We start from the raw sequence: 16,171 nt of genomic DNA, 5'->3' as shown, positions 1-16,171 counted from the left end.
ATAAAAGCGCTTATCTTTGTTAAGATATAGGCGCTTTTATGCATTATTCTTTATCAGTATCTTCAAATTTGTAGTGGGTGTTCAATGGAACCTATGGTGGTTATGGCTGCGCGTGCGGCTCAATTAGTTGGTCAAGAGCTTTTAAAAGCGCATCAAAATCGTCATAAACTCGATCTACAAGTCGAAGAAAAAGGGATTGATGGTCCTGTAACGCGTGTAGACCGTTACTTGGAACAATTGGCTATCGATACTCTACGTAAAAGCTATAAAAACCACAGCTTCCTTGGTGAAGAGTTTGGTTATCAAGAAGGTAAAGGTCACGATGCTGAATGGTGTTGGGTGATCGATCCGCTTGATGGCACACTAAACTTCATCAATGGTGTTCCTCATTTCTGTATTTCAATTGCAGTTCAACATAAAGGCGTAACTCAACACGGTGTTATTTATGACCCTGTGAAAGATGAGCTGTTCTCTGCAAGTCGTGGTCGTGGCGCAATGCTGAACCAACGTCGTATTCGTGTAAATGTAAAAGATAGCTTAAACAACACATTCTTATCTGTTGGTCATGCGTTCCGTAAAGTGCGTAATGGTGAAGTTGTTTCTTATGCGAAAAATAATTTTGATGCATTGTTAAATGTAACTGAAGCTGGCGCACAATTCCGTCGTTCAGGTTCTGCTGCATTAGATCTTGCATACGTTGCAGCGGGTCGTTTCGATGGTTACTTCGAACTTGGTTTAAAACCATGGGATATCGCAGCAGGTGAGTTAATTGTTAAAGAAGCTGGTGGTACTGTAGTCGATGCACGTGGTGGTAGCGAATCTATGGAAAATGGTCAAGTACTTGCTTGTTCTATGAAAATGCTTAAGCCTCTTATGCAAGCAGTTGTTCCTGCTTGGGGCGATGCAGCTAAGTAATATAAGATTTAGCAATAGAACTTGAATATCGAGTTTTTGAAGATTTTAAAAAGCCCTCTTATTTAGAGGGCTTTTTATTTTTTTAGAGTTTATGTGTTTTGTAGCCATTACTTTAAGCGAACAGAAAAGATGATTAGAATTAAAAAATATTGAAAATCAAAGATTATCGATGCGATGTTGAGATCATAAAAAGGAATTGAAATTGACCGATTATATTCACTCTTTTGCACTTTTTTTTACTTTATTGAATCCGTTTATGATGAGTATTTATATGCTTGGACTCATCAAAAATTTAAGTGCATCTGTTTTTAATAAAGCACTTATTCAAGGTTCACTTATTTCCTATGTTGTATTTGTTTTGTTTGCATGGGGTGGGGAGGCTATTTTCTCACAATATCTACAAGTGCGTTTTGAAGCATTCCAAATTTTTGGCGGTATTATCTTCTTGGTAATAGGTTATCGCTTTGTTTTTGAAGGGGCAGATACCATTGGTGATATTCGAGGTGGTAATGCCGCTGGCATGATTGCTATGCCTTTTATGATTGGACCGGGAACAGTAAGTGCATCTGTTATTACTGGCTCTAAAATATCAGTACTTGGTTCAGCAGTGGTTATTGGTGCAACGCTATTATTAACGTGTAGTTTGTTAATGCTGATGAAATTTGCACATGATAATTTAAAAGTAAAACATGCAGATTATGTTGATCGTTATGTTGATATTGTGGGGCGAATTGCTGCTTTACTTGTAGGAACTATTGCAATAAATATGATTATTAATGGTGTAATTGGATTGATTCTAGACTTCTAGACTTCTAGATTGTATGTTTTTTGTTATACATCAGTCTTATTTATCATTAAAATTAGTTTAGCTGACTAAAATAGGTGACATTTAAAAAAACTCTGTTATACTCCGCGCACGCACTTATTTTTCGTTCATTACCTGAACATTTCTCTTCAAATCATTGTGTATGCGCGTGCGGTCCAATTAGAGGACGATATCTCGCGCCCCAATCGCTTTAGCGATTCCTTCAGGTTAATAAGCCGTTATCAAGCGTGCGTTATATCACATCGTCGTTACTCGGATCGCCGCTGAATCTTAGATTGTCAGCGTTTATTGCTGTACCGCTTTTTGCCGATGTCCATCTGACTTATTTTAATGGAGCACCCAATTTTCGGGTGAAATACTCTATGAGCAAAACTTTTGCTGATTTTCCTTTACATGAATCGTTACAACAGGGTTTACAAGCATTAGGCTTCACATCGCCTACACCTGTTCAAGAGCAATCGATTCCTGCTGCTTTAGAAGGTAAAGACCTTCTTGTATCTAGCCAAACTGGTTCTGGTAAAACTGCTGCGTTTCTTCTCCCTACATTAAACGCATTAGCTTCAGAAGATGCTTTAGTTCCTTTCAAAGAACGCATGAAAGCAGTAACTCAACCAAATATTTTGGTTCTTTGCCCAACACGTGAATTGGCTCAACAAGTTAGCCAAGACGCAATTGCATTTGTACGTCACATGAAAGGTGTTCGTATTGCTGCAATTATGGGTGGTATGCCTTTCGGTAAACAAATCCAACAATTAAAAGGCGCGCAAGTTGTTGTAGCAACTCCTGGTCGTTTACTTGACTTGGTAAACCGTCGTCAAATTAAATTAGACAAAGTTGACGCGTTAATTGTTGATGAAGCTGACCGTATGCTTGACTTAGGTTTCTCTGAAGACCTAGAAGCAATCAGTGATTTAGCTGCTAACCGTAAACAAACATTAATGTTCTCTGCAACTTTTGCTGGTCGTATTATCAGCCTTGCAGAACGCATGATGAATGATCCACAACGTATTGCGATCGAAACTGGTCACTCTACAAATACAGACATCACTCAAACTTTGCATTGGACTGATGGCTTTGAACACAAGAAAAAATTACTTACTCATTGGTTAAACGAAGAAGACGTTGATCAAGCAGTAGTATTTGCTTCTACTCAAGAAGATACAGATATGTTGGCTGAAGAACTTGCTGAAGCAGGTTTATCAGTTGTAGCGCTTCATGGTGCTATGCCACAAACTGTTCGTAACCGTCGTTTACGTAGCATCCGTGAAGGTCGTGCTAAGATTTTAGTTGCAACAGACGTTGCTGCTCGTGGTCTTGACGTACCAACAATTTCACACGTAATTAACTTTGGTCTTCCAATGAAGAACGAAGATTATGTACACCGTATTGGTCGTACAGGTCGTGCAGGTCGTACTGGTAAAGCAATTACACTTGCAACTTACCGTGAACGTGGCAAGATCCGTGCTTTAGAAGACTTCTTAGATGCTCGTTTAAATGTATCTGAAATTGAGGGTCTTGAGCCATCTCCACCTCCTGCTCGTGGTAGCCGTGATGGTGCTGGTCGTGGTCGTGGCGGTCGTCGTGATGGCGGTCGTGGTGGCTTCGGTGGTGGTCGTCGTTTTGAAGGCGAAAGCAACTTCAAACGCCGTGAAGGTGGTGATGATCGTCCACGTCGTTCATTTGGCGAAGATCGTCCACGTCGTGAAGGTGGTTTTGAAGACCGTCCACGTCGCGAATTTAACAACGATCGTCCACGTCGTGAAGGCGGTTTTGAAGATCGTCCACGTCGCGAATTTAACAATGATCGTCCACGTCGTGAAGGCGGTTTTGGTGATCGTCCGCAACGTTCATTCGATGATCGTCCACGTCGTGACTTTGGTGACCGTCCTCGTTCTAATGATGACAACCGTGGTAACCGTGTAGATTACAAACCTCGTGAAGGCGGTTTTGGTGATCGTCCAAAACGTGATTTTGGTGATCGTCCAGCTCCACGTCGTGAAGGTGGTTTCGGTGATCGTCCAAAACGTGATTTTGGTGATCGTCCAGCTCGTCGTGAAGGTGGTTTCGGTGATCGTCCACAACGTTCATTCGATGATCGTCCAAAGCGTTCATTTGGCGAAGATCGTCCACGTCGTAGTTTCGATGACAAACCACGTGGTGAGCGTACATTTGGTGAAGATCGTCCACGTCGTAAGTTCAACGACTAAGACTAAATTCATAAAAAAGCCGATGGTTATCCATCGGCTTTTTTTGTTTTTATTTTGCATAAATAATATTATAATGTATAATAAATCACATAATATTTATTTTTTGATAATAACGGTGTTCAATACATTGAAAATAGTAAACCATGAAGGTGTGCAAGGAGTTTTTATGCCATACGTTGGTTTAGCTCTAGTTTTTTGTAATGTACTTTTTTTTCTATATACACATTTATCATAAATTTAAGAATTTATATTTATAATAAAACCTGAGCTAAAAATTATAAAACAGATCTAAAACATTCAGAGGTAACAATTTTATCTCTAATCATTTATATTATATGCGCTGAAAATACTTATTCGGGAAAAGCTCGGCTATGAATAATCAACAATCCCAAGAAGCTCACTCATTCATTAAAATAAGTGGTCTGAGTTTTAAGCGAGGGGAGCGTGTTATCTACGATAATATTGATATGAATATTCGTCGTGGCCAAATTACCGCAATTATGGGACCTTCTGGTACTGGTAAGACCACGTTGTTGCGTCTTATAGGTGGTCAACTTATTCCAGATTCGGGTGAAATATTATTAGACAATAAGAATATTGCAGAGATGTCTCGCCAAGAATTATTTGCTGCTCGTGCTCGCATGGGTATGCTTTTTCAAAGTGGTGCGCTTTTTACAGATATGTCTGTGTATGAAAATGTCGCTTTTCCAATACGTGCACATACAAAATTATCTGAACATCTTATTGCTGAAATTATTGCATTAAAATTAGAATCTGTTGGTTTGCGTGGTGCAGAAAAACTAATGCCATCGGAGTTGTCTGGTGGTATGAACAGACGTGTAGCTTTGGCTCGTGCAATTGCGCTTGACCCTGAATTAATTATGTATGATGAGCCTTTTGCTGGACAAGATCCGATCGTAAAAGGGGTGTTGACGCGCTTGATTCGTTCTTTACGTGAAGCTTTAGATTTAACGACTATTATTGTTTCGCATGATGTGGCGGAAACTTTATCTATAGCAGATTATATTTATGTTGTTGCGGAAGGTAAGGTTCAAGGTGAAGGGACACCTGAAGAATTAAAAAATCATTCATCACCATTTGTTCAGCAGTTTTTAACAGGGTCAATTGATGGTCCAGTTGATTATCAATTTAGTCATCAAGCATATTTAAGCAATGAGGTTGGTTCATGAATGCTATTGCCTTATTAGGTAGACGCGTTATTGAGCGTATGCGCGGAATTGGTGTTGCTACGCTTATGCTATTGCAAATTTTGGCATCATTACCAACATGGCAAGGTGTTAGGTTGTTCATATACCAAGTGTATCGTGTAGGCGTTTTGTCTCTGCTTATTATTGTTGTGTCTGGTTTATTTATTGGCGCTGTTTTAGGTTTACAGATGTATAGCATATTGGTCACTTTTGGTAGTGAAGCAATGTTGGGTACAGCTGTAGCACTGACATTGCTTCGAGAACTTGCGCCTGTTGTTGCTGCATTATTGTTTGCAGGGCGTGCGGGTTCTGCACTGACTGCTGAAATTGGTCTAATGAAGGCTACAGAGCAATTGTCTAGTATGGAAATGATAGGTGTAGATCCACTTAAACGTGTGATTTCACCGCGTTTATGGGCAGGTATTTTTAGTTTACCAATGCTCTCTGTCATTTTTGCTGCTGTTGGTATTATGGGCGGTAAAATGGTGGGCGTAGATTTTCTAGGTGCAGATGAAGGTTCTTATTGGAGCGGCATAGAAAGTAGTGTGCAATTCTATAAGGATGTTTTAAATGGCACTATTCTTAAAAGTTTTGTTTTTGCATTAATTTGTACATGGATTGCGGTTTATCAGGGTTATGCTTGTGAACCAACATCTGAAGGTATTGCAACTTCTACAACGCGCACGGTGGTGTATTCATCACTTTGTGTTTTAGGTTTTGATTTCGTGTTGACTGCGGTCATGTTCGGAGGTGTTTAATGAAGTCACGTACTAGTGAGCTGGCAGTCGGCGTATTTGTAATTCTTTTTGGAATTGCACTCTTTTTCTTGGCAATGCGTGTAAGTGGTTTAGTTGGCACGAATATGAGTGACAGTTATAAGATGACTGCGACCTTTGATAATATAAATGGTATTAAGCCTCGTGCAAAAGTTGCATTAAGTGGTGTGAAAGTAGGGCAGGTCGATTCAATTACATTAGATCCTGTTACACGTTTGGCAACTGTTCATATGACATTAGATGGCACTTTAACGTCATTTAATGCGAAACAATTGAAACAAGTACAAGATGAAGCATTGGAAGAGCTTCGTTATAGTTCTGATTATGAAGCAGCATCGAAAACAGAACAAAAAAATATGGAAAAGCAACTTCTTGATAACATGAAATCCATCACCAATATTGATGATGATGCTTATCTTATGGTGGCAACCAATGGTTTATTAGGTGAAAAGTACTTAAAAATTGTACCAGGTGGTGGTCTAAACTATTTAAAACGTGGTGAGCAAATTTCTAATACTCAAAGCACAATGGAAATTGAAGATTTGATTTCTAAATTTGTGACTGGTGGTGCTGGTGAAAGCAAAGCAAAAGATGGTGATGATGCGACAAGTACATCATCAGATACAGCCAATGCTGAACCATCATTTGTTGAATAAGTAATTTTGGAGAAGTTAGAATGAATATTTTGATTAAGCAAACTTTTGCGGCAACAATATTAACAACGATGGTGGCATCAGCAACGATTGCTGCCCCAAGTGAAACACCTCCTGCATTTGTAAAAAAAGTCGCTGATGGTTTAATTGTACGTTTAAAAGCAGACAATGCTAAATTGAAAGCGAACCCAGCATTGGCTAAAACTATTGTTCGTCAAAACTTAGATCCGTATATCGATTCGCAAGCATTTACCCGTATTGTGATGGGAACTTATGCGACCAATCAATATAGTTCTGCAGCGCAACGTGCTCAGTTTGAGAAAAATTTCCGTGAAACTTTAATTGAAAATTACGGTTCAGCATTCGCAAAATTTTCAAATCAAACTTATACATTACGTCCTTATAAAGATACGGGTAGTAAAAATCCGGTTGTTACAATTGACTTTAACAACAAGGGTGAAAAAATTCCTGTATCTTTACAGTTGGTTGATAAAGGTAACCAGTGGAAAGTTCGTAATATCAACGTATCAGGTATCGACTTAGGCTTGCAGTTCCGTAATCAATTTGCTGCAACTGTAAAACGAAATGGCGGTAATTTAGATCAAGCGATTGCGAACTTTAAGCCAGATGCTGATGCTGCGGTAAACAAAAAATAATAGGTGAGTCGTGATTGAGCTTAAAAATCAGCAGTTGCTTGTTTCAGGTAAAATTGATTACGACAATGCTGAAGAATATTATCAAGAAGGATTGGCAATTCTTCAAACCAACATTCAATTTCCTGTTGTTGTAGACTTGTCGAAACTTGAACATGGTAGTACTTTGGCTTTAGCCGTATTGGTGCGTTTGCTACGTCAGACACCAAATGCAAATGGCTTAAAGTTCAAATCTGTGTCAGCTAAAATGATGAAGATTATTCAAGCTTGTCATTTAGAAAATGACTTGCAGCTGCTAGATTAAGTTGAATCTGAATAAAAAAAGCACCGGAAGGTGCTTTTTTAGTTTTTAAATAGGTGTTTGCCAAATAAGGGGTGTTTCTTGTTTATTGATCTCTCCCAGATCCTCTCCTATAAGGAAAGGTACACTAGAATTCTTAGATCCATTTTTTCCAGCGGAAGTAAATCATTGGTCCTACAAAGAATGCTAATAAAATTGCACTAACAACAATGAAGCTTGTGGTGCCATGAGCAAAAGGTAAGACCTCAGTATTCATACCATAAACACTTGCAACGAGCATTGGTGGTGCAAGCATACTTGGTAAAATAGAGAATCGACGGATCGTGTCATTTTGCTCGGTATTAATGAATCCAGATGTTGTATCAAGTAAGAATCGAACCTTTTGGAACAAGAAGGCATCGTGTTCTACAAGAGATCGTACATCTTCGCTTAATTCTCGAATATCAGCATCATATATGTGACTACCTAAGGCACGTGGACGTGCTAAGAAGGTTAGTACACGACGTAAATCGATCAAACATAATTGAGCTTTTCCGAGCATATCTTCTAAGTGAGCAAGTCGGGTAATCATGTCATCTAGATCGAGTATTTGTTCTCGGTGACGGTTGTTTAGTACTTCTGTGGAGTATTTTTCTAAGTCTTTGTGGATATCTTCTAGAATATCCGCAAGTTCATCTAACTTAGCTTCTAATAAGCCTAAAAGTACCCAAGTTGGATCTTTATAATCAATTTCATAATCATTACGACGAGCACGTGCACGGAAAGCACGGAAAGCAACAAGCTTTTCACCACGTAAGGTAAATAGGCGCTCTTTATGTAAAATGAATGCAACAGTTTGTACGGTGGCTAAAATACTTGAATTATCTTCAGATTCGCTATCGCCTGGAAAATTCTTATTTTTCGTTAAAAAGTAGGTACTGATATGGAGAATACCGTCATCATCACGGTAGAAGCGAGCAGATGATGAAATATCTTCAAGTGATTTTAACGTTGGTAAATCTTGATTGTATGCATCTAGTACCCATTGTTGTTCTTCTTGAGAAGGTGCAATAAGATCAATCCAGACGAGTTCAGGATGTAAATCGAAACCGCCATTGATGGTGGCATCTTCTAAACTACCGCGCTCGGTAGGGTAAAAGGCTTCAAGCATTCGTCTTTTCTCCTTTGCGCAGTATCCATATTTATGATGCGTGTATTTTAGACAAGGTTCTAATGAAAAGCACGGTCCAAATTGTGATTTTAATTAAAAAAAGTTTCTATACGTTATTTTATTGTATTTGAACATGTTAACTAGGTGAAAAAATGACAAATTCTATTGCTGTTTTTTGTGGTTCGGCATTGGGAACAGAAGAGATCTATGTAAAAACAGCACAAGAACTAGGGAAGGCAATTGCACAGCAGGGTAAAACTTTAGTTTATGGTGGTGGTAAATCGGGCTTAATGGGTGTAGTTGCTGATAGTGCTTTAGATGCTGGTGGTAAAGTGATTGGTGTAATTCCTGAGGTTTTGGTGAATAAAGAACTTGCACATACAGGTTTAACTGAATTGTATGTGGTGAAAGACATGCATGAGCGTAAAACAAAAATGTCTGAATTGTCTGATGCATTTATTGCAATGCCTGGTGGTTCTGGAACATTGGAAGAAATTTTTGAGCAGTGGACTTGGGCTCAATTAGGTATTCATTTAAAAGCATGTGCATTTTTAAATGTAGATGGTTTTTATGATGATCTGATTAAATTTATTGAAGTTACCACGCAAAAAGGGTTTACTCATGAGCGTTTTAATGATGCCTTGATTTCATCTGCATCGGTGAAAAATATCCTTATTCAAATAGATCAATTTGTTGCACCTGAACCGAAATGGGGAATGGTGGAACGCCCACAGGAAATAAAGTAAAAATGAAGTTAATTACGGTTGCCGCTGCCATTATTTTAAATGAACAACAGCAACTACTTGTGGTACGTAAAAAGAATACTGCCTTTTTTATGCAAGTGGGTGGGAAGCTTGAACCAAATGAATTGCCTGAGGTAACCATGCTTCGTGAAATTCAGGAGGAAATTGGCTGTGTGGCACAGATAGAACAATTTATTGGTCGTTTTGAAACAAAGGCGGCAAATGAGCCAGATTATCAATTGGTAAGTTATGTGTATCACGTGAAATTGAATCAAACACCCAAAATAGATGCTGAAATTGCAGAAATGAAGTGGATTGATTTGTCTGATACAGACACTCAACTTGCACCATTAACGCAAGAGGTTGCTTTACCTTGGGTAAGGCATTATTTGACATCTTTGGCTTAAAATAAAAAGGAAAGTTGGTACTTTCCTTTTTTGTTAGACAGTACTTTAACTTTAATGCTCTGCGCTTGCTAAACAAGTTGCATAAATTTTAGTACAGCCGAGCTCTTCAAGTTTTAGTTTTAAAGCAAGAATCGAGCTTCCTGTTGTTATGACATCATCAAGAATTAAAATACGTTTAAATTTTTTCGTATTTGCTAGATCTATCTCGAATTGTTCATTGATGTTTGCTAGTCGCTCAAGTCGAGTCAATCCTTTTTGTGAGTGTTCAGCACGACGGACAATGGGTTGCCAGATTGGAATATTTAAGTATTTTGCTAACTGCTCGGCAAGTAGGTAGCTTTGATTAAAACCACGTTCAATTAAGCGAACTTCCGAAATAGGCATAGGCACAATAGCTTGTACTTTTGAAAAGCGTAAAGTTGTCAATAAGCCTGCCAAAATGAGTTGAAAACTCAACTGATGTTCGTATTTGAATTTTTGAATAATTCGATCAATGGGATAAGCATAGTGGCAAGCAACTTGAATTTCCATTTCTTGGCGTATGATGTTTTGTTTTAGCCAAGGTAAGTTCTGCCAACAATCAGCACATAGTGAATGCTGTATTTGATGATCTACACCACATAACTGGCATGCGGTGAATGATCTTAATTGCCCTGTTATTGGTTTTATAAAATTAAACATAAGCATACCTTGGAGCTTCGGGCAACCAACGCTTCAGTAAGGCTTCTGCTTGAGTTGGATAGTCTTTTAATATTTGTTGTGCGGCATAATGTGCCTGATTTAGTAAGTGATCGTCACGTTCTAATTTAGCAACACGAAAACCCATATCTCCTGTTTGTTTTGTACCAAGTAACTCTCCCGGACCACGAATTTCTAAATCTTTTTCTGCAATTAAAAAGCCGTCATTGGTTTCACGCATAATACGTAAGCGTTCTTGCCCATTTTGTGAGAGTGGGTTTTTATAAAGTAAGGCACAGAAGCTTGCTTTTGCCCCTCGACCAACTCGACCACGTAACTGGTGAAGTTGAGATAAACCAAGACGCTCTGCATTTTCAATAACCATGATAGAAGCATTTGGCACATCGACACCAACTTCAATAACAGTGGTGGCAATAAGCAGTTGTAATTCATTTTTTTTGAATTGTTGCATGACGATTTGCTTTTCATCGGCTTTCATTTTGCCATGAACTAAACCAATATTTAGATGCGAAAAGCGTTCTTTAATTTCTTGATACGTTGCTTCAGCTGCCTGAGCATCTAAAGTTTCAGATTGCTCTACGAGCGTGCAGACCCAATAGGCTTGTTTATCTTCAGCACAATTGGTCGCAATGCGATTAAGCACTTCCTCACGTCTGTCGAGTGGAATTGTCACGGTTTGAATAGGTGTTCGACCTGGGGGCAATTCATCAATTAACGAGGTATCTAAATCACCATAAGCAGACATGGCAAGCGTGCGAGGAATAGGGGTGGCTGTCATGACCAATTGATGCGGTGTCATACCATTTAAGCCTTTATTACGTAAGGCAAGGCGTTGATCGACACCAAAGCGATGTTGTTCATCGATAATGACTAAGCCTAATTTGGCAAAGGCAACATTGTCTTGGAAAAGTGCATGTGTTCCGACTACTAAATTGGCTGAACCATCTTGAATAATTTGTTCTGCTGTTGCTCGAGCTTTACCTTTTTGCTTACCTGAAAGCCAAGAGACTGTTAAGCCCAAAGGTTCAAACCATTTTTTGAAGTTTAGATAATGCTGTTCTGCTAAAATTTCTGTAGGTGCCATTAAGGCAACTTGCCAGCCTTCTTCTAAAGCATGACAAGCAGCAACACCTGCAACCAATGTTTTACCTGCGCCTACATCGCCCTGAACTAAGCGAAGCATTGGTTTGTTAAGCTGTAAATCATCAGCTATTTCTTTAGAAACACGCTTTTGGGCACCTGTCATTTCAAAAGGTAAAGTTGCTAATAATGCTTTTGCATATTTTTTACTTGGTGCAAAAGAGGGAGCTTCAATTTGCTGAATATAGGCACGTCTGGTAAGTAAGCTGACTTGGTGTGCAACGAGTTCTTCAAAAATTAAGCGCTGTTGTGCAGGGTGAGTGCCTTGCGCCAACTGAACCATATTGGCATCTATAGGCGGGTGGTGAATATAATCCAGAGCTTCTTTTAGGGCATAGCCATTGGTAAATTTTTTAGGTAAAAGCTCAGGTAAATCATCGCTATGTTGTAGTAGTGCTTGTTTTATATATTCACGTAATTTGGGCTGAGTTAAGCCTTCGGTGCTTGGGTAAATTGCCGTAAGTTGGGTTTGAGGAAGAGGGGTGTGCTCACTTATCACTTGTATTTCGGGATGATAAAGCTCTAATCCTCGTGCACCAACACGAACCTCACCAAATATTCGTAAACGATTACCAACTTTGGCACGATCCGTAATACCTTTATAAACATGATAAAAACGCAAAGTGACTTTGCCAAAATCATCATCGAGTAAAACCGCCATAGATTTGCGTTTGCCCGGTGGGAAATCTACGCCTTTGACAATGCCTTCAAGTAAGTAGCTTCTACCTACGACCAATTGGTTCATAGGAATGATCGTGCTACGATCTTCATAGTCACGGGGAAGGTGAAACAGCAAATCATCTGTATTAAAGATATTTAGCTTTTCTAGTAAAGCGGCAGAGGCATTTCCTACGCCCTGCAATTGGTGGACTGTGGCCATGTCCTCTCAACTCAGTATGTGATTTGGTGCTAAATGCATATTTTATTTATAGGTTATGGTAAAACATCTCAGCGCGTTGCTAAACAACTATTTGCGCTTGATCATCAAATTACCACAATTAGTTCAAGTCCGAAAACAGATGAATATGCAACGCATCTTATTCAAGATATTCATCATCTTAATTTAAGCTCAATTAGACCTGTAGATTGTGTTTATATTCTATTAGCACCCAAGCAAAGCAATGTTGATGGATACAAAGATACTTATTTGAACTCTGCAGCTTCAATTATTCAGTCTTTAAAAGATCATCCCGTAAAGCGTGTAATTGTGGTGTCTTCTACACGAGTGTATGGTGAAAATGCAGGAGGAAGAGTAGATGATGAAACGTCAATTTTACCTCAAGATGAGCAAGGTGAAATTTTGGCTGAAATGGAACAAGTTTATTTAAATGCTTATGCTGCACGATGTGCGATTATACGTCCGACAGGTATTTATAGTGGCTTATCTACACGGATGATAGGTCTTGCGGAAAAGGCAAAAACATATCCGAATATTCACTGGTCGAACCGTATTCATATAGATGATTTATCACGGTTCTTGTCGCACATGCTTCACGTGGAACATCTGAAGTCTAGCTATATTGTGACTAATAATAAGCCTGAACCATTACATGAAAAGCTTTTAAAAATTCAAAAAGAAAAGGGTTTTCCTGAGCTGGTTTTGGAAAGTCAGGTTGAAACTGGAAAACGAATTTTTGCGACACGAATGAATGAAATAGGCTTTAAGTTAATTCATCACTAGATCGTTATTAAATATAAAAAAGCCTCTCAATTGAGAGGCTTTTCTTTGATTATTTTTTCTTACGCTTTTGGCGTTTTTTTGCTTGTTCAGCAGCTAAAGCATCCAATGCTTCTTTTAACTCTTCATCGGTAAATGAAGTAATGTGATGAAGCATTTGTAGGGTTACATCATCTAAAACAAGATTGGCATGCTTTGCCATATTTTTGAATTGTTCATCAAAGACAATAGCATTATTTTCGTTTGTGCTGATATAACCTTTCTGAGTGAGGACTTTAATAAAGCTTTGGAAGAGTGCTTTATCGAAAAATTCAGGTGAGTTGAATTCATAAAGCACGGATAAACGCTGACCCACTAAATGACTAAGTTCTTCAACTTGGCGAGTTGAAATATTACCTGAACCACGTTGTGTGATTAAAGATAAGGTCATGTAGTAGCGTTCTAAGCTTTGCATGACAGGCGCTGCAAGCACAGTTAATTGGTTGTGGTCTTCAGTATTTGGTGCGGGTGAAACTAAATTACCTTCTGCATCTTTAGAAATGAGTTTGGCACTTAATAGGGCTTCAATATAAGCTTCAGCAGGTGTTTGAATTTCATCTTCATTCCATTTTAGGAATAATTCTGCTTTTAAGAAAGGATATAAAGTTTTAATTACATTGCACACATCTTTGGGTGCAATTGAACCATTATGGTTTACAAGAGCAGCAATTAAAGATGGTAAAACAAAGGCATGCAAAATGTTATTGCGGAAGTATGTCAATAAAACTGCTTGACCTTCTTCAATTGCAATAATATCGCCTAAAGCATGGTTTACACGTTTAATGAGCTTGAGCTTTAAACCATAGGTAATAATTTCTTTGCCCGATAATGGCGTGACTTGAATGCGTTCATCGTATGGTAAAGATGCAAGCAAATTGCGATAAGTATCAATTTGTTTTACGCAAATTTCTTCATCTAAGGTATGTTTTGGTGTTGCTAAAAGAATAAGAGATAATAGTGAGACAGGGTTAATTACCGCTGCACGGTTAATGTTCTCTAAAATAGTATGAGCAGAACTGTTGACTGCTTGTGATACTTCATCTGGAATAGCATCGTCATTTTTCACAACGGTCACATTTTCCGCGTTGTGTTTTTTCAGCATGTCATCTAAAAAAACAGGCTCACCAAAGTTCACATGAACTTTACCGAATACTTTTTCGATTTTACGTAGGGTTTTAATAATCCCCATAATCGATTCAGATTCTTTTGCTTTACCATTCATTTCGCCTACGTAGGTTGAACCTTCCATTAAGCGTTCATAACCAATGTAGGTTGGAATAAATACAATAGGTTTAGAACGACCGCGTAAGTGGCTGTGTACAGTCATTGCGAGCATGCCTGTTTTGGGTGGCAAAATACGACCTGTACGTGAGCGACCGCCTTCAATGAAATATTCAAGTGGTGTGTTACGTGACAAAATACTATACAAATATTCTTTAAATACGGTGGTATATAAGCCATTCCCGCGGAATGAACGACGAATAAAGAATGCACCACCACCACGTAAAATTTGCCCTACAAATGGCATATTTAAGTTATCGCCTGCGGCAATATACGGCACCATTAAACCACGTTGATAAATTACATAAGACAGCAGTAAGTAGTCGATATGGCTACGATGACATGGCGTATAAACAATTTCATAATCTTTAGCTAATTCACGAACGGTACTGAAGTTATGAACTTCTACACCATCATAGAGCTGCGTCCATAGGCGAGTAAGTGCCATAAAAGCAAAGCGCACTGTAGAATGTGAATAGTCAGATACAATCTCGTTTAAGCAGCCGACTGCACGGCGTTCTGCTTCAAGTAAGCTAATTTTACTTCGAATACTTTCACGACGAATTGCATCTTGAACATCGGGTGATTTGATGAGTGAGTGCATCACATTGCGGCGGTCTGATAAGTCAGGCCCTAATACAATTTCGCGTTGGTTATCTAAATAGTTATTTAAAGTATTTAAAATATAAGTTGCAGGTGAAATATTGGGGTGCGTAATTTTTGCAAACTGAATAAGCTGACGTAAAGATTGTGGTTCATGGAACTCTAGGTACGATTGACGACCGTGCATACCAATATTAATCAGCTGTTTAACAGTCCCAGGTGTAGACCATGTATCTGTCATTAATAGTTTTAATAAAGAATTTTCTTTATCTGGCGCACGTCCCCAAAGAAGTGTAACGGGAACTAAGTCAACGTCTGCATCTGGGTATTTTTCTAATAATTCAACCAAGCTCAATAAACGAGGTGGTAGCTTATGTGCAGGTGGGTTTAATAAATTATTTTCGTCAGAATGCTGTAAGAAAAGGACAGACACTTTTTCTTTGTGATCTTTAATAATAAGTGGGTCTAAAGCAGGTGCTAATTTTAAGCGACGAGTTTCGCCATCGACCACTAATGCATTACTGCGAGAGTGATTTTGTAGAACATAACAAACCACTTTAGGTTGGTTGGTTACTTCATCTTGTTTTTCTGCAGTTTTAGATGCTACAGGAACTTCACCAAGAACTTGAGGAGATACCACGAGGTCAAGTAGCTTGCTAGAAAGCTTGCGATAAATTTGACCGAAGCCAGCCTTGGACATAAGAACTCCTATTTAAATGACCGTTACTACAGATATATTTTGCAGGATATTATTTTGAGCAATTGTAGTGAAAAACAACATGCCATTTCTAACAATATTCGTAAGTTCGAGCAATTTTACAGTTAAAAAGTATCTTTTTAGAAGGTTTATTCAAAAAAACCGACAACACTCGAGTCAGTAAAACTTTATTGC

Annotated in this window: 15 protein-coding genes; 11 read left to right on the top strand and 4 right to left on the bottom strand. The window is 38.6% G+C overall.

Annotated elements, in window-relative coordinates; all coding sequences use genetic code 11:
• Positions 1-84 precede the first annotated feature (84 nt).
• The 8 genes from AC5YDH_RS07955 (at position 85) to AC5YDH_RS07920 (ending at position 7,542) form a co-directional block, all read left to right on the top strand.
• Positions 85-915 (top strand): inositol monophosphatase family protein, encoded by an 831-nt coding sequence (locus AC5YDH_RS07955; RefSeq protein ID WP_496118365.1) that lies wholly within the window; start codon positions 85-87, stop codon positions 913-915.
• 202 nt (positions 916-1,117) lie between these two features.
• On the top strand, positions 1,118-1,723 hold the full coding sequence (locus AC5YDH_RS07950; protein WP_496118363.1) for a MarC family protein: 606 nt from the start codon (positions 1,118-1,120) through the stop codon (positions 1,721-1,723).
• Positions 1,724-2,103: 380 nt separating this feature from the next.
• Positions 2,104-3,948 (top strand): DEAD/DEAH box helicase, encoded by a 1,845-nt coding sequence (locus AC5YDH_RS07945; RefSeq protein ID WP_496118362.1) that lies wholly within the window; start codon positions 2,104-2,106, stop codon positions 3,946-3,948.
• 371 nt (positions 3,949-4,319) lie between these two features.
• Entirely contained in the window at positions 4,320-5,138 is an 819-nt protein-coding gene (locus tag AC5YDH_RS07940) for an ABC transporter ATP-binding protein (protein WP_496118358.1), read from the top strand.
• The gene (mlaE, locus tag AC5YDH_RS07935; RefSeq protein WP_496118354.1) at positions 5,135-5,914 is read left to right on the top strand and encodes a lipid asymmetry maintenance ABC transporter permease subunit MlaE; all 780 of its coding nucleotides are present in this window, start codon (positions 5,135-5,137) and stop codon (positions 5,912-5,914) included. The genes AC5YDH_RS07940 and mlaE overlap by 4 nt, the downstream gene beginning before the upstream one ends.
• Complete coding sequence (mlaD, locus tag AC5YDH_RS07930; protein WP_496118352.1) at positions 5,914-6,588, top strand: outer membrane lipid asymmetry maintenance protein MlaD; 675 nt, start codon at positions 5,914-5,916, stop codon at positions 6,586-6,588. The genes mlaE and mlaD overlap by 1 nt, the downstream gene beginning before the upstream one ends.
• Before the next feature lie 20 nt (positions 6,589-6,608).
• Positions 6,609-7,241, top strand: coding sequence for an MlaC/ttg2D family ABC transporter substrate-binding protein (locus AC5YDH_RS07925; protein WP_496118350.1), 633 nt, complete (start codon positions 6,609-6,611; stop codon positions 7,239-7,241).
• A gap of 10 nt (positions 7,242-7,251) precedes the next feature.
• On the top strand, positions 7,252-7,542 hold the full coding sequence (locus AC5YDH_RS07920; protein WP_496118348.1) for an STAS domain-containing protein: 291 nt from the start codon (positions 7,252-7,254) through the stop codon (positions 7,540-7,542).
• 133 nt (positions 7,543-7,675) lie between these two features.
• Here the strand turns inward: AC5YDH_RS07920 and AC5YDH_RS07915 are convergent, their stop codons facing one another.
• Entirely contained in the window at positions 7,676-8,689 is a 1,014-nt protein-coding gene (locus tag AC5YDH_RS07915) for a magnesium and cobalt transport protein CorA (protein WP_496118346.1), read from the bottom strand.
• A 152-nt stretch (positions 8,690-8,841) separates the two neighbouring features.
• Between AC5YDH_RS07915 and AC5YDH_RS07910 the strand changes: the two genes are divergently transcribed.
• The gene (locus AC5YDH_RS07910) at positions 8,842-9,435 is read left to right on the top strand and encodes an LOG family protein (RefSeq protein WP_496118345.1); all 594 of its coding nucleotides are present in this window, start codon (positions 8,842-8,844) and stop codon (positions 9,433-9,435) included.
• 2 nt (positions 9,436-9,437) lie between these two features.
• On the top strand, positions 9,438-9,839 hold the full coding sequence (locus AC5YDH_RS07905; RefSeq protein ID WP_496118343.1) for an NUDIX hydrolase: 402 nt from the start codon (positions 9,438-9,440) through the stop codon (positions 9,837-9,839).
• A 51-nt stretch (positions 9,840-9,890) separates the two neighbouring features.
• Here the strand turns inward: AC5YDH_RS07905 and AC5YDH_RS07900 are convergent, their stop codons facing one another.
• Both AC5YDH_RS07900 and recG read right to left on the bottom strand, forming a co-directional pair.
• Complete coding sequence (locus AC5YDH_RS07900) at positions 9,891-10,526, bottom strand: ComF family protein (RefSeq protein WP_496118341.1); 636 nt, start codon at positions 10,524-10,526, stop codon at positions 9,891-9,893.
• The gene (recG, locus tag AC5YDH_RS07895) at positions 10,513-12,558 is read right to left on the bottom strand and encodes an ATP-dependent DNA helicase RecG (protein ID WP_496118339.1); all 2,046 of its coding nucleotides are present in this window, start codon (positions 12,556-12,558) and stop codon (positions 10,513-10,515) included. Before recG ends, AC5YDH_RS07900 begins: the two co-directional genes overlap by 14 nt.
• A gap of 33 nt (positions 12,559-12,591) precedes the next feature.
• Here recG and AC5YDH_RS07890 point away from each other — a divergent pair, with 33 nt between their 5' ends.
• Positions 12,592-13,359 carry a Rossmann-fold NAD(P)-binding domain-containing protein gene (locus tag AC5YDH_RS07890; RefSeq protein WP_496118337.1) on the top strand — a complete coding sequence of 256 codons (768 nt, stop codon included), beginning with the start codon at positions 12,592-12,594 and terminating at the stop codon, positions 13,357-13,359.
• Positions 13,360-13,408: 49 nt separating this feature from the next.
• Here AC5YDH_RS07890 and plsB read toward each other — a convergent pair whose 3' ends face one another.
• Complete coding sequence (gene plsB, locus AC5YDH_RS07885; RefSeq protein ID WP_496118335.1) at positions 13,409-15,979, bottom strand: glycerol-3-phosphate 1-O-acyltransferase PlsB; 2,571 nt, start codon at positions 15,977-15,979, stop codon at positions 13,409-13,411.
• Between the last annotated feature and the right edge of the window lie 192 nt (positions 15,980-16,171).

Source organism: Acinetobacter sp. FY683, from assembly GCF_059515885.1.
Note: the sequence above shows the minus strand (reverse complement) of the source record. Positions and strands in the feature narration are given on the sequence as shown.

Coding starts and splice junctions, on each gene's coding strand:
- AC5YDH_RS07925 (WP_496118350.1), top strand. CDS start 6,609: ATGAATATTTTGATTAAGCAAACTTTTGCGGCAACAATATTAACAACG.
- AC5YDH_RS07955 (WP_496118365.1), top strand. CDS start 85: ATGGAACCTATGGTGGTTATGGCTGCGCGTGCGGCTCAATTAGTTGGT.
- AC5YDH_RS07945 (WP_496118362.1), top strand. CDS start 2,104: ATGAGCAAAACTTTTGCTGATTTTCCTTTACATGAATCGTTACAACAG.
- AC5YDH_RS07940 (WP_496118358.1), top strand. CDS start 4,320: ATGAATAATCAACAATCCCAAGAAGCTCACTCATTCATTAAAATAAGT.
- plsB (WP_496118335.1), bottom strand. CDS start 15,979: ATGTCCAAGGCTGGCTTCGGTCAAATTTATCGCAAGCTTTCTAGCAAG.
- AC5YDH_RS07910 (WP_496118345.1), top strand. CDS start 8,842: ATGACAAATTCTATTGCTGTTTTTTGTGGTTCGGCATTGGGAACAGAA.
- mlaD (WP_496118352.1), top strand. CDS start 5,914: ATGAAGTCACGTACTAGTGAGCTGGCAGTCGGCGTATTTGTAATTCTT.
- recG (WP_496118339.1), bottom strand. CDS start 12,558: ATGGCCACAGTCCACCAATTGCAGGGCGTAGGAAATGCCTCTGCCGCT.
- AC5YDH_RS07915 (WP_496118346.1), bottom strand. CDS start 8,689: ATGCTTGAAGCCTTTTACCCTACCGAGCGCGGTAGTTTAGAAGATGCC.
- AC5YDH_RS07905 (WP_496118343.1), top strand. CDS start 9,438: ATGAAGTTAATTACGGTTGCCGCTGCCATTATTTTAAATGAACAACAG.
- mlaE (WP_496118354.1), top strand. CDS start 5,135: ATGAATGCTATTGCCTTATTAGGTAGACGCGTTATTGAGCGTATGCGC.
- AC5YDH_RS07900 (WP_496118341.1), bottom strand. CDS start 10,526: ATGCTTATGTTTAATTTTATAAAACCAATAACAGGGCAATTAAGATCA.
- AC5YDH_RS07890 (WP_496118337.1), top strand. CDS start 12,592: ATGCATATTTTATTTATAGGTTATGGTAAAACATCTCAGCGCGTTGCT.